Source organism: Pseudomonas abietaniphila (genome assembly GCF_039697315.1).
In the GTDB taxonomy this organism is placed as follows: Bacteria; Pseudomonadota; Gammaproteobacteria; order Pseudomonadales; family Pseudomonadaceae; genus Aquipseudomonas; species Aquipseudomonas abietaniphila_B.
Map to the genome: position 1 here is coordinate 5,452,901 of NZ_CP155619.1, position 13,293 is coordinate 5,466,193.

The following is a 13,293-nucleotide window of genomic DNA, read 5'->3' on the forward strand; positions in this document are numbered from 1 at the left end:
GGCGATTATCGCGCAGTCTGGAGCGGGCATGGTCAGGGCGTTGCTGGACAACATTCCGGTGTTCAAGCTGTACGGCGAGGGCCAGCGTTGGGCGACCCCCGACTTGCTGCATTGCGAGACCATTGCCAAACGCAGTCGCTTGCACCACTGGGAAATCCAGCCGCATCGGCACGCGGATCTGTGCCAGTTGCTCTACGTACGCAAGGGACAGGCGCACATTGATATCGAGGGGCAGCACCTCGTGGTGCGTGAAGCGGCCTTGCAAGTCGTTCCACCTCAGTGCGTCCACGGTTTTCGTTTCTCGGAAGACATCGACGGTTACGTGGTCACGCTCGCCGCTCCGCTCATCGCTCAGTTGCAGGCTCAGGCGGGCGCCACCCATGATGTGCTGGCCCAGCCGGCGCTCTATCCGGCGGGCAGCGATCGCAAATATCTGACGACACTCTTTACGGCGCTGCTGCGTGAGTACCAGACCCTCCAGTCGGGCCGGGATGTCGTGCTTCATTCGCTGATCAATGTGGCGTTGGTATGGGTCGGTCGACAAGCCACCGCACGCAACAGTTCGAAGCAGGCACCGGAGCGTGGTCGACGCTACCTTGCACACTTCATCAGCCTGATCGAAACGCATTTTCGGGAGCAGCCCAGCGTCGAGCACCTGGCCTACAAGGTGGACCTCTCGGTCGCGCAGCTAAACAATATCTGCCGCGAACTGGCAGGCCTCAGTGCGCTGCAGGTCGTGCACCAGCGCATGCTGCTCGAGGCCAAACGCAACCTGATCTACACCAGCATGACCGTTGCTCAAGTGGCCGATGCGCTTGGCTTTGCCGATCCAGCGTACTTCTCTCGCTTTTTCAAGCGCCTCAGTGGTCTCTCACCTTCGGATTTTCGTGGGCAGGGCCTGCGTCAAACGGATCCCGTCACGGGCACCTCCTGACGTCTCTGGCCGTCATCGTTCACACCTCATTTCCAAGTCAGGCATCGCGGTTGGCGATACCTCCTAGCGGAGGATCTGATTGGTGCGCGCGGGGTCGGGAGCGCTAAGGTCTACCGCCAGGGTTGCTCATTGGTCGGTGAACGACCGTCACCTCATGGAGGTGGGCACCTCATACTAAAAACAAGCAAGGTGAGATGATCATGAGCGTTACCGTCTTCGACTCGGCCGTTCAATCCCAGGCTGCCCCCACGCCAGCCACATTCCCGATCAATCAATGGTACGTCGCGGCCTTGTCCAAAGAGCTTGGAGATGCTCCCTTGGCGCGCACATTACTGGGCATCCCGGTCGTACTTTTTCGGTGCGCCGACGGCACGGTTGCTGCGTTGGAAGACCGCTGCTGTCACCGGGCGCTGCCACTGTCAAATGGCACGCTGGAAGCGCGAGGCATACGCTGCGGCTACCACGGTCTGCTGTTCGATGCTCAGGGCAAATGCATTGAGGTGCCGGGCCAGGATCGCATTCCCGCAAAGGCGAAAGTCCCTGCGTATGTTGTCCGTGAAAAGGATCACATTGTCTGGGTCTGGCACGGCAGCGAGGCGCACCCTCAACCCCTGTCCGAACCGCCTGCCTATGACGTGCACAGCAGCGGCCTCTACCTCTATGACGGCGATGTCTATCACTACGATGCGCCTTACCAGCTCATCCACGACAATCTTCTGGATTTGAGCCATCTGGGCTATGTGCATCTGCGCACCATTGGTGGCAATGCAAGCATTCATATGAACGCGCGCATGGATGTGCAGAGTGATGATCAGACGGTGCGGGTAGTGCGACACATGCTTGATTCCGTGCCGCCTCCCACCTATACCGCGGCCTATCCCTTTTCCGGCAACGTGGATCGGTGGCAGGAGATCGAGTTTCACGTCAGCCATCTGCGCATCTGGACGGGCGCTGTGGATGCAGGCTCCGAATCGATCGATGACCCGCATCGCGGCGGTTTTCATATGCGCGGCTTTCATGGGGTGACGCCCGAAACCGAAACGACCAGCCACTACTTCTGGACGATAGCGACCAATCCGCTGAGCGATCCGGAGGCCGTCAAAGCAAAAGTGGTTGAGCAGACAATTCTGACCTTCGACGAAGACAAAGTGGTCATCGAGGCGCAGTACCGAAACATGTGTCGTTTTGGTAAGTCGGCTACCGTCGATATCCACGTCGACGTGGGTGCGAACCGTGCGCGGCGAATCATCGAACGGTTACGTCAGATTCACGCGGATAACCCGCCAGATGAGCGAGGATAATAAGAAAATGGCCTATTTGAGAAACACCTGGTACGTCGCCGCCTGGGATGAGGAAGTCAAACCCCACGCGCTGTTCAGCAGACGTTTACTGGGGGAAACGCTGGTGTTTTTTCGTGAACAGTCCGGTCAGGTTCGCGCCCTGGCTGACCGTTGTGCTCATCGTTTCGCGCCCTTATCCAAAGGCACCTTGTGCCAGGATGTCGTGCGCTGCCCGTACCACGGGCTTGAATTCGACGGCGAAGGTCAGTGCACCCGCAACCCTCACGGAAACGGCGCCATTCCCAAGGCTGCGCAGGTTCGCGCCTACCCGGTGGTGGAGAAGTACAGCGTCATCTGGATCTGGATGGGTGATGTGGAGAAAGCGGATGAAACACTCATTCCTGATTTCTCCTGCATGGACCCGCAGCGATTCTACGTTGCCAAGCGCTACCTGCATGCGCGGGCCAATTACGTCCTGGAATCCGACAACATCCTTGATCTGTCTCATATTCAGTACCTGCATCCTACGACCCTGGGCAGCGAAGATGTAAGCAGCGCGTTCACCAAGGTCGAGCAGGAAGGCGCAACGGTCTGGTCCTATCGCCAAACCGTGAACGAGATCATGCCGGCATTCCTTTACGACGCAATGGGTATCCCGGCCAATACGCCCGTGGACCGGTGGACGGACGTGCGCTGGGACGCCCCCGCCAATATGTTGCTGTTTGCCGGCGCGGTGCCCACTGGCCGTCCGCGCAGTGAAGGCCGTGAGACCGCACTGCCGCACCTGTTTACGCCGGAAACCGAAACGACCACCCACTACTGGTTTTCTTTTCCGATGCCCGTGGAGATGGGGGAGTTGGGTCAGCAGATTGCGCAAGGACAGGTATCCGCGTTGGCCGTCCCATTCACCGAGGAAGACTTGCCGATGCTGGAAGCGCAGCAGTTGGCGATGGGGGACGACGATTTCTGGTCGTTGAAACCCGTGTTGCTACCGGGTGATGCTGCCGCCATTCGTGCGCGCCGTGTGCTCGACAGTTTGATTGCGCAGGAGAAAGAAGTCGGCCTCTAACCGCGGCCATCGTGCGGAGTATGTAACGAGGCCGCTGCAACCCTCACGGCGTGCAGCGGCCTTTTTCGTTGTGCGGGATTAACGCGCCTTATCCCGGTGATTTATTCCGGCTTCCCACCCGGCATCCATTTTTCACGGTGCTGGAACAGGAAGTACTGCGAGGTATCGGCACTGGAGGGTTCAACCCGGGGCGACCAGCTGTCGTCGTGCAGGTCCATGTCGGCGTCGTACTCGACATGGCAGCCCATGGGGCTGTTGAAATACCAGAACCAGTTCGATCCCAGCTGATGCCGGCCCGGACCCCAGAATGACTCGTAGCCTTTTTCAACGAAGCGCGTGCCGGCGAGCATGACTTCTGTGGGACCTGCCATGTGAAAAGTGAAGTGCTCAATGCCTTTCATGAACGGCGGCGTCTGAATGAAGAACAACGTGTGGTGGTCTTGCGTGCCGGCCGGGCGCAGGAAAGGGCCTGTGCCAATGAAGCGGTCGGTGCAGACGAAACCCAGGCGGGTGTAAAACGCTTCTGCTTTGTCGGCATCCGGGACGAAATAGACAACGTGCGACAGGCTGCGGGGCAGGGCAGGCATTTCATTGCTGGCGCCCAGGCTGTTGATCTCGCGCAGCGTCGACGACCCGGGTGCGTTGCTCACTTCGCCAGGCAGTGACAGTTCACGGCGCTGGGTGATCCTGAAACCGACGGCAAATCCCATATCGTCTACCGCGTGCAGCACACCATCTTCTGTGCGGCTGACCTCACGATCCCTGCGCAATTCGGTCTCGATGGCCAGCAGTGTTTCTTCATCAGCAACGCCGTATACCGTCTCGCGCAGGGTGCTGGCCGTGCCCATTGCGGTCGGCAGCTGCGGATCATCCCGATGGCGGATGAGAACACCGGTGCCGTCCAGCGCTTCGAGGAAGCCGCCTGTGTCATCGACATCAATGGGCTTGAGGCCATAGTCGGTCAGGTACTGTGCGCAAACGCCAACGTCGTCGACGCCGAATACCAGATATTCAGGTCCGATAATATTCATGAGCTGTCTCTCTTGTTGTGGCTCAGGCCGTACGGCCGCCCAAAGTTTCAGCGACCCAGTCAGCGATGTACTGACCCGCGTTGATGCTGTTGTCGAAGCTGGAGTGCTGCACGCCGCCTTCTCGTTCGGTGAAGACTTTCAGTTCCCGTTGAGGGCTGTTGATCAACTGTTCGTAGGTGCGATGCGCCCATTTCAGCGGAATCTGGCTGTCTTTTTCGCCGTGGGTCACCAGGAACGGCACTTTGATTCGGTCCAGCACGCCATCCAGATGGACGTGCTCGGCCACCGTCATGAACTCATCGATGTCCTTCGCGCCCCACACCCAGCACACATGTTTCCAGTAGTGCGGGACCGGTAAGTTGCCCTCATTGGCCAGGCGCCGTTTCTGCACATCGCGCCAGTCATGGTTGGCACCCCAGACCACGCCACAGGCAAAGCGTGGCTCGAAAGCGACGGCGCGCGGGCAGTAATAGCCGCCCAGTGAAACACCTTCCAGACCAATGCGTTTCGGGTCGATGTCGTCACGCGTCTCTAACCAGTCCACCACGCGGCTGGCCCAGTGCTCGCTGTCATAGCGTGCTGTCAGGCCTTGCAGGCGCAAGGCCTCGCCCGTTCCAGGCTGATCGATGACCAGAGAAGCGATACCGCGTTTTGCCAGCCATGCCGGCAGACCCACCCGGTACTTCATCTCCTTCGTGGAATCCAGGCCATTGACCTGCACCAAAATGGGCGCAGGCCCCTGTACACCTTCGGCGCGGGTATAGAGCCCTGACAAATGACTGCCTTCGTAGGGGATCTCTACCCGTTCGCAATTTTCCGAGGACAGGCGCACGCCGCGAGCAAAGGTGTCCAGAAACCGCTGATAGAGCGCTTCCCGAGCCGGGGCGCCGTGGGCCTGCAGGCGTTCGCAGGTGATGTAATACGTCGCCGCACGGTTGTATTTCTCGCCGGCGGAAAACAGCCGGCCGCGGGCCTCGTCTTCTTCGGCAAGGCTGCACAACTTGTCAGCCATCTTTGACCAGGTCTCACGAAACGCCTGTGTGCCGGTTGCGTCGGGGTGCTTGGCACTTTCTTGAAGCGGCGCGCACATCTCTTCGATTTCGCCAATGCGGGCACCCATCTCGATGGCCAGGTCTACGGACAGATTCCAGACGTAATTGGTGGGGAAGTAGCGAAACATATTTTTATTATCCTTCTAACGGTTCCGAGGCGCGGCACTGTGAAACGCATGCCGCAGCGGGCACACGCATCAGTGCCAGCACGCAAGGAAGCTCGCACGCTTGCATCTGATCGACAAATTGCGAGTTCACATGCCAGCCATCGCGGTTCGCGATAGGTGTGCCAGCAGATCGATGCGCGCAGCGTTAGCAGGAAGGGAAAACGATCAGACGAGGGGAGGGGTTTCAAAACTCCGGACGGTTTCGAGCAACTTGGTACGAAGCCAGATCAGCATCGCATCGCCGTCGAGGCTGCGATGCCATGACATGTACTCCCGCATCACCGGAATTTTTACCGGGGGCGGAATCAGTCGCAATGGCAGCAGTTGCGCGTAGAGCGAGGCGAGGCGGCTGTGCATGGTCGCGATTCGCTGAGAGCCGATGAGAAGATGAGGGATGGTGTTGAAGTCGTGAGTGATGACTTCCATGCGGCGCTGGCAGCCGTACTGGTCCATGAACCATTGCTCGATGGCTGGCGTGCGGCTGCGTCCAAAGGCAGCCGCCACATGACCCATTTCCAGGTAGTTCTCCAGCGTGAAGGGCTCTCTGACGCTGGTGTTGCCTTCCCACACCACGCACACGTGTTGTTCTTCAAACAGCAGCTGTGAGGGATGCTCCGCATTGATGTGTTGCTCAGGCGCAATCATCAGGTCGATCTCGCCACGCATCAACATTTCGAGCGCTGTTTCCCCTGGACTCATCAACTCGAACGTAACGTGCGGGGCGTCCGAAACGATGCGCTGAATCACCTCGGCAAACAGCACGTTGATCAGGTAGTCAGAGGCCATGATCCGGAAGTGCCGCTTGCTCTGGGCGACGTCAAAGACAGGCTTTGCAGCGATCGACGTCTGAATCTTCAGAAGCACTTCTCTCACCGGAATCTGCAAGTCCTTGCCGAGCATCGTCGGCGTCATCGTCCGCCCCACCTGAACCAGCAATTCGTCCTCGAAGTAGGCACGCAGCCTGCGCAAAATTCCGCTCAATGCGGACTGCGTCATATGCAGGCGTCCCGCAGCCCGGGTGATGTTCTGTTCTTCGAGCAACACATCCAGAGCGACGAGCAGATTGAGATCGAGGTGGTTGAAACGCATGGTAGCTGGCTCATTGTTGTATTTATTTTTGAAATACTTTCCATGGCAACTCCCGATTAGTCAACGCCTCATTTCCTGCTTATCGTCGACCCAACAGTAAGCCTGCAGCTGCGGTCGGTGGTGGCTTTTGCGGCAACGCACCCGTGCGTTCAGCGCTTCCCGTTTGATGATCAAAACAACAAAAACAAAAGGAACGCCTAATGAGCGAAGTCGATAAGGTCCTGGTCGTGGGCGGTGGTATCGGTGGTCTGTGTGCCGCCATTGCGCTGCGTCGTGAAGGCGTCCCGGTGGATCTGGTGGAAATCAAATCCGACTGGACCGTTTACGGCGTGGGGATCATCCAGCAGAGCAACGTGGTCCGGGAAATGGCCCGCCTGGGCGTGCTGGACCGGTATCTGGATGCCGCGTACAGCTTCGAAGACGTCGGCATCTATGACCTGGAAGGCGCACCGCTGGCCCGCATTCCCGGCCAACGGTTGGCGGGTCCTCAATACCCGGCCAACGTCGGTATCTCACGGCTGGCGCTGCACAAGGTGTTGAGCAGCACTGCCATTGAGCTGGGCGCACAGATTCGCCTGGGACTGAGCGTCGAAACGTTCGAGCAGGATGAAGAAGGCGTGGACGTGAGCTTCACAGACGGTTCTCAAGGACGCTATGCGTTGATGGTCGGGGCCGACGGGGTGTACTCGAAAATTCGCACCCTCCTGTTTGGCGACATGTATCGCCCGCGGTTCACGGGGCAGGCGGTCTGGCGCTACAACTTTCCCCGCGATCCTTCCATCGATCATCTCGCCAGCTACATGGGGCCCGGCGGCAATGCCGGTCTGGTGCCGCTCTCTGACAACCTCATGTACATGTTTTCGACCTCCCACGAGCCCGAGAACCCTTGGTATCCGCCCGAGCAGTTGGCTGAGCTGATGCGTGATCGCATCAGCAACGTTGGCGGGCTGGTCGGTCGATTGCGCGAGCAGATCACCGAGAGCAGCCAGGTCGTCTACAAGCCCATGGAAGTCGTGTTCGTCGACGAGCGCTGGTTCAAGGGACGCGTGTTGCTGATCGGCGACGCCGCCCACGCCACGACCCCGCATCTGGGGCAGGGCGCGGGCATGGCGATTGAAGATGCCCTGGTGCTGAGCATGGAGCTGACCGCAGACGGCAGCATGGAACAGAAGCTTCAACGCTTCATGAATCGCCGTTTCGAGCGCTGCAAGTTCATCAGCGAGAAGTCGGTGCTGGCGGGTGATCGGGAAATGGCCCGGGATCAGAGTTTTGATCGCATCGGCCTGACCAAGCAAATGCTCAAGCTCACCGCCGAGCCCATCTGACCTCTCGTGCCACCGGCGTGGCGCTGGCATGAACAACACGCAAGGGAGCGGCAATGATCGACGTTATTGTGACCTGCAAAAAGCGCGAGGCCGACGGGATTTTCAGCTTCGAGCTCGCCCGGACTGACGGCGCCCCACTGGCGCCGTTCAGTGCCGGCTCGCACATCGACGTGCACCTGGGTTCAGGACTGGTGCGCCAGTATTCGCTGTGCAATCACCCCGACGAGCAGTTTCGCTATCAGATCGGGGTGTTACTGGACCCTGCCTCCCGAGGCGGGTCCAAGGCGATGCATGCCCTTGAAGAAGGCTGTGTGGTGCAGATCAGCGAGCCGCGCAATCTGTTCGCCCTGGCGCACGGTGCCCGACGCTCGTTGTTGTTTGCCGGGGGCATTGGGGTTACGCCGATTCTTTGCATGGCTGAACGTCTGGCGCAGATCGATGCCGCGTTCCAATTGCATTACTGCGGCCGTTCGGTCGCCAGCGTCGCGTTCATCGAGCGTATTCAGCAATCGCGTTTTGCTGAACGGGCGCATCTGCACTTTGATGACCAGCCCGAGACGCGACTCGACGCAGTTCAGGCATTAAGCGGCTATCGCGAAGGCGATCACCTGTATGTCTGCGGCCCCGGCGGATTCATGGGATTCATCCTGGAGCAGGCCCGGTTGGCTGGCTGGCCTGAGGACAGTCTGCACCGGGAATATTTTGCCGCCCAGCCACAGGCTGTGGCTCAAGCCGATGACGGAAGCTTCGAAGTGATGCTGGCGAGTACCGGGCGCTGCTTCGTCGTGCCCGCCGATTACTCAGTGGCTCAAGTGCTGCTTGAGAATGGCATTGACCTGCCGTTGTCATGCGAAGCGGGCATTTGCGGCACATGCCTGACCCGTGTAATCGAGGGCGAGCCAGACCATCGGGACATGTTCATGACCCCGGCCGAGCAGGCGCTGAACGATCAATTTACGCCCTGCTGTTCGCGGTCTAAAAGTCCCCGCCTGGTGCTGGACCTTTAGACTGTGAGACCCCGTTCCCCCATGACCCTCAGCCGAACTTTCCTGTGTCAGCAGGACTCAATCGCGGACGGCTCGGCACGCGGTTTCGATCCTCATGCCGAGGGACGCGACACGCTGTTGGTCGTCCGCTGGCGGGGCGTGCTTCGTGCCTGGCTGAACCGCTGTCCGCACATGGACGTCGCCATGCAATACCGCAAAGACCGGTTCATGTCTGCAGATGGCCAACACATTGTCTGCTTCGCACATGGGGCCCTTTTTCGACCGGATGACGGGCTGTGTGTGCTCGGTCCTTGCCTTGGACAAACCCTGCAGCAGCAACCGATCGTCATCGACGAAGACGGTGCTGTCTGGCTGATGGATACCCCTGCGCAACCTCTCACGGCATAACAACAAGAGAACCCAGCCATGGCTCGCACTCATGTCAATTGCAACACGCTGTTTACCGGCCTCGAAGACACCGCGCGGCAGCATCAGCGACTGATCATCGAAGACGGCGTCTTCACGTATGTCGGCCCGCAGGATTCAGCCCCGGCAATCGGTGCCGGTGAGGAAGTCATCGACACCGGCGAGCATTTCGTCATGCCGGGACTGGTCGATGTGCATACCCATCTCGTGTTCGGTAACGCGAAAAGCGAGGAGGACATTGATCTGCACGTGTCACCTGAGTTTCGCGCCCTGCGCGGTCTGTTTTTCACCCAGCACGTGCTCGCGGCCGGTTATACCTCCGTCGTGGTGCCAGGTGATGCAGGCCAGTGCAGTATTTCGGTTCGCAACGCGATTAACGCCGGCATGTTCACAGGCCCGCGCATCGCCGCCAGCAGCAATGTCATTTCCAACCGGCAAAGCCTCAACGACTGGTTCCCCAGCTGGGTCGGCACGCCGGAGTATTTCAGTGGCCGGCTGTGCGCCACCCGTGATGAGCAGATTGCCGAGATACGCCGTCAGGCAAAGGACGGCGTGGACTTGATGAAGATCGCCATGGATGGTCCGCATTTTCGTCCCAACGGTGAGCACATTGCGGCCTTCACCGAGGATGAAACGCGCTTCATGGTCGACGAGATCCACCGTCTGGGCAAGAAAGTGGCCGTGCACGCCTATGGCCGCGAAGCCGTCCTGTACGCCGCCAAGGCCGGCGTTGACGTGATCTTTCATGGCTTCTTCATGGACGACGAGTGCATTGAAGCCATCTTGAAGTCCGGCAGCCATGTCGCCCCGACCTTCACCATGCTGGCGAACAACACGGAGTTCGCCGAGCCCTACGAAGCGTCGACCAAATCCGGCTACGCCTCCATGCAGCGCAGGGTGATCGAAGCAGGCTGTCGCAACCTGAAAAAAGCCTTTCAGGCCGGGGTTCCCTTCATGACCGGCAGTGACAGCGGCTTTGCCATTACCCCTTATGGCGAGTGGCATGCGCGAGAAATCGAAATCCTGGTGGACTGGTTAGGCCTGAGTCCCGCCCAGGCCTTGCGGGCTGCCACCTCGGTGTCGGCCAAAATGATGCCTGCCGCGCAACGGGTCGGGGCACTGGAAGTGGGGCGCCGTGCAGACTTCATTCGCGTCGACGGGTCGCCGCTGGACAATGTCGCCATCCTTCAAGAACGCCAACGCATTTGTGGCGTGTATCTGGGTGGCCGCCGTATCGAGGCCCAGGTGCCGGGGTATGACCCTAACCGGGTGAGCGATTTCAATACCGTGAAGTGGTCGGAACTGCACACGCGACAACGCGCTGTGGAGATGGGCAAACGCCCGCTGTCCACCCTGAATCGGCAATGAGGAGCGTGGCATGAACCGACTCACACTGACCCTCGCTGACCGCATGGTCGACGAGGCACTGAGCGAAGGCGCGCGGCAAGGATTTCAACCCCTTTGCGTGGCCGTGCTGGATGCGGGCGGGCATCTGTTGGCACTCAAACGCGACGAGCGTGCGAGCCTTTTGCGCCCTCAGATTGCCAACGGTAAAGCCAGCTCCGTGCTTGGCATGGGCTTCGGCGGGCGTGAGCTGGCTCGTCGGGCGGAACGGATGCCTGCCTTTTTCGGGGCGCTGAGCGATCTGGCGGGCGGGAACATGCTGCCTGTCCCCGGTGGCGTGCTGATCCGGGATGACGCTGGCGACATCGTTGGCGCCATCGGCATCAGCGGAGACACCTCGGACAACGATGAGCGTTGCGCCCTGGTGGCGATCGCTGCGGTCGGTCTTGTCGCCGATGCTGGCGCACGCTGAAGGTGCCGCGCCAAAGGCGTCGATCGATGTGCGACAGCCATCGCTTACGCAATGCTGCGACCCGTTCAGGTATCTAGGTTTGCAATACATCGCATCTCAAGAGTCGATTAGTCAAAACACCTGTTTGGCCTGAAGCTGTACCCAGCCAACCCATTGTTCCCCGGTACTGGTTACTCGGTAATGGTGGGGGTCATAAAATAAGAAGAGTGAGGTTCACCATGATCTCGAGCAAACCGTTGTTTTCCTCCCGCGCAAAAAGCGTCGCCTTCTTAAGAAGGTGTCCCTCCGTTTCTTTCAATCTCGACACTTACTCCACCTGAGCCTGTCGCCCGCTGAAACTCGTCTACGAGGAGCGCTGCTCGCCTGCGTGAAAGCAGTACGTCAGTCCTACGGATAAAAACAACAAAGAGGGATAGTTGATGGCCACTCATAAAGGGGCAAGGGCAAACTCGCGCCCGATATTTGCCCGACACCCACTGGTATTTGCATTAACAGCCGTATTCGGCGGTGTACCGCTGGTGCAAGCGTTTGATTTCGACACGGGGAATCCGGATATCCGGACGCGCTGGGACAACACGCTCAAGTACAGCTCGGCCTGGCGGACCAAAAGTGCCTCGTCGCAACTCACCAACAGCAGTACGTCGGTAAACGGGGACGACGGTGATCGCAACTTCGGCAAGGGCTTGATTTCCAGTCGCCTGGATTTGCTCTCTGAATTCGACATCAGTTACCAGAACTTCGGCGCCCGGCTGAGCGGCGCCGCCTGGTACGACGACGTCTACAACAAGCAGAACGACAACAACTCGCCGGGCACCGTCAACAGCGTCTCGGTGAATTACGACCATTTCACGGATCGCACCCGGAATTTGCACGGCCGCCAGGCGGAACTGCTCGACGCCTTCATTTACGGCAAAGGCGATCTGGGCGAAATGCCGGTGTCCGGACGCATCGGTCAGTACGCGATGCAATGGGGTGAAAGTCTGTTTTACGGCATGAATGGCATTGCCGGAGGCATGGCGCCTATTGATGTTGTGAAGGGTGTGTCAGTGCCCAACACCCAGTTCAAGGAATTGATACGGCCGGTCAACCAGATGTCCGGGCAGTTGCAGATCACGCCGGATGTCTCGATTGGCGCGTATTACCAGTTTGAGTGGGAAGCGAACCGGTTGCCGGGTTCGGGCAGTTACTTCTCGTCCTTCGATGCCATCGGTCAAGGCAACGAACGCCTGTTCGCGGGCGCACCACTTTTCCCCGGCGCTCAGCCGCTGGCTTTCTACCATGGCTCTGACAAACAGGCGAAAGACTCGGGGCAGGGTGGCGTACAGGTCAAGTGGCGCACCGAAAACTATGACTTCGGCGTCTATGCCATTCGCTTCCACGACAAAAACCCGCAGTTACTGGTCCGTCCGGATTTCGCCAACCTGAACCCGCTGACCGGTGATGCCGGTGAATACAGCTGGGTTTACGGGGAAGGCATCAAGGCATTGGGCGCCAGTTTTTCCACCACGGTGGATGCCTTCAATATCGCAGGCGAGATGTCGACGCGCTGGGACCAGCCGCTGGCGTCGACCAACCAGCGCACGCTGTTGCCGGGCGAAGGCATCTCCAATGAAGCGGACGATGCGTTGTATGCAACGGGGCGCACATTGCACGCCAACCTTTCGTGGCTGGCGACGTTGAGTCCGAACTTCTTAGCGCAGGAAACCAGTTTTCTGGGTGAGTTCGCGTGGAACCGCACCCTGAGCGTTACCCGCAATCCGGACGCCGTCGATCACAACGCCGATCGTGACGCGTGGAGCTTCAGAACCGTTTACGAGCCGATGTATCGCCAGGCGTTTTCCGGCATGGACATCAGCATCCCCTTCGGCGTGAGTTTTACCCATGGCGCTTCAGAGTCGCTGGGGACTGCCTTCGGTACCGACCGAGGCGGCGACATCAACATCGGCGTCAAGGGTAACTACCTCAACACCTGGAACCTGGGGCTCACGTACACCCACTACTACGGCCCGGCCAACACCTTTCTCGACGCCAGTAACAACTACACCTTCGAACAGTCGCTCAAGGACCGAGATTTCGTCGCCTTCAGCGTCAGCCGTACTTTTTGAGCCTGGGAACAAC

Annotated in this window: 12 protein-coding genes; 9 read left to right on the top strand and 3 right to left on the bottom strand. The window is 59.3% G+C overall.

Translation table 11 applies throughout. From position 1 onward, the window contains the following. Positions 1 to 28 precede the first annotated feature (28 nt). The 3 genes from ABDX87_RS23920 (at position 29) to ABDX87_RS23930 (ending at position 3,283) form a co-directional block, all read left to right on the top strand. Positions 29 to 934: a helix-turn-helix domain-containing protein gene (locus tag ABDX87_RS23920; protein WP_346830100.1), complete on the top strand. Its 906-nt coding sequence runs from the start codon at positions 29 to 31 to the stop codon at positions 932 to 934. A gap of 200 nt (positions 935 to 1,134) precedes the next feature. Then, complete coding sequence (locus ABDX87_RS23925) at positions 1,135 to 2,235, top strand: aromatic ring-hydroxylating dioxygenase subunit alpha (RefSeq protein ID WP_346830101.1); 1,101 nt, start codon at positions 1,135 to 1,137, stop codon at positions 2,233 to 2,235. A 7-nt stretch (positions 2,236 to 2,242) separates the two neighbouring features. Then, positions 2,243 to 3,283 carry an aromatic ring-hydroxylating dioxygenase subunit alpha gene (locus ABDX87_RS23930; RefSeq protein WP_346830102.1) on the top strand — a complete coding sequence of 347 codons (1,041 nt, stop codon included), beginning with the start codon at positions 2,243 to 2,245 and terminating at the stop codon, positions 3,281 to 3,283. 101 nt (positions 3,284 to 3,384) lie between these two features. Here the strand turns inward: ABDX87_RS23930 and ABDX87_RS23935 are convergent, their stop codons facing one another. From ABDX87_RS23935 to ABDX87_RS23945, 3 genes are all read right to left on the bottom strand, one after another. Further along, positions 3,385 to 4,314, bottom strand: coding sequence for a VOC family protein (locus tag ABDX87_RS23935; RefSeq protein ID WP_346830103.1), 930 nt, complete (start codon positions 4,312 to 4,314; stop codon positions 3,385 to 3,387). Between the two features lie 22 nt (positions 4,315 to 4,336). Then, positions 4,337 to 5,494, bottom strand: a complete 1,158-nt coding sequence (locus ABDX87_RS23940; protein WP_346830104.1) for an alpha/beta hydrolase family protein — start codon at positions 5,492 to 5,494, stop codon at positions 4,337 to 4,339. A gap of 204 nt (positions 5,495 to 5,698) precedes the next feature. Beyond that, entirely contained in the window at positions 5,699 to 6,622 is a 924-nt protein-coding gene (locus tag ABDX87_RS23945) for a LysR family transcriptional regulator (RefSeq protein ID WP_346830105.1), read from the bottom strand. 200 nt (positions 6,623 to 6,822) lie between these two features. Here ABDX87_RS23945 and ABDX87_RS23950 point away from each other — a divergent pair, with 200 nt between their 5' ends. The 6 genes from ABDX87_RS23950 to ABDX87_RS23975 all read left to right on the top strand — a co-directional run bounded on the left by ABDX87_RS23950 (position 6,823) and on the right by ABDX87_RS23975 (position 13,280). Next, positions 6,823 to 7,947 (top strand): FAD-dependent oxidoreductase, encoded by a 1,125-nt coding sequence (locus ABDX87_RS23950; protein ID WP_346830106.1) that lies wholly within the window; start codon positions 6,823 to 6,825, stop codon positions 7,945 to 7,947. 53 nt (positions 7,948 to 8,000) lie between these two features. Then, positions 8,001 to 8,954, top strand: coding sequence for a PDR/VanB family oxidoreductase (locus ABDX87_RS23955; protein WP_346830107.1), 954 nt, complete (start codon positions 8,001 to 8,003; stop codon positions 8,952 to 8,954). Positions 8,955 to 8,975: 21 nt separating this feature from the next. After that, positions 8,976 to 9,341: a Rieske (2Fe-2S) protein gene (locus ABDX87_RS23960; protein ID WP_346830108.1), complete on the top strand. Its 366-nt coding sequence runs from the start codon at positions 8,976 to 8,978 to the stop codon at positions 9,339 to 9,341. Between the two features lie 18 nt (positions 9,342 to 9,359). Beyond that, positions 9,360 to 10,727, top strand: coding sequence for a metal-dependent hydrolase family protein (locus ABDX87_RS23965; protein WP_346830109.1), 1,368 nt, complete (start codon positions 9,360 to 9,362; stop codon positions 10,725 to 10,727). Between the two features lie 10 nt (positions 10,728 to 10,737). Continuing rightward, complete coding sequence (locus ABDX87_RS23970) at positions 10,738 to 11,175, top strand: GlcG/HbpS family heme-binding protein (RefSeq protein WP_346830110.1); 438 nt, start codon at positions 10,738 to 10,740, stop codon at positions 11,173 to 11,175. Between the two features lie 419 nt (positions 11,176 to 11,594). Further along, positions 11,595 to 13,280 (top strand): DUF1302 domain-containing protein, encoded by a 1,686-nt coding sequence (locus tag ABDX87_RS23975; RefSeq protein WP_346830111.1) that lies wholly within the window; start codon positions 11,595 to 11,597, stop codon positions 13,278 to 13,280. Positions 13,281 to 13,293 lie beyond the last annotated feature (13 nt).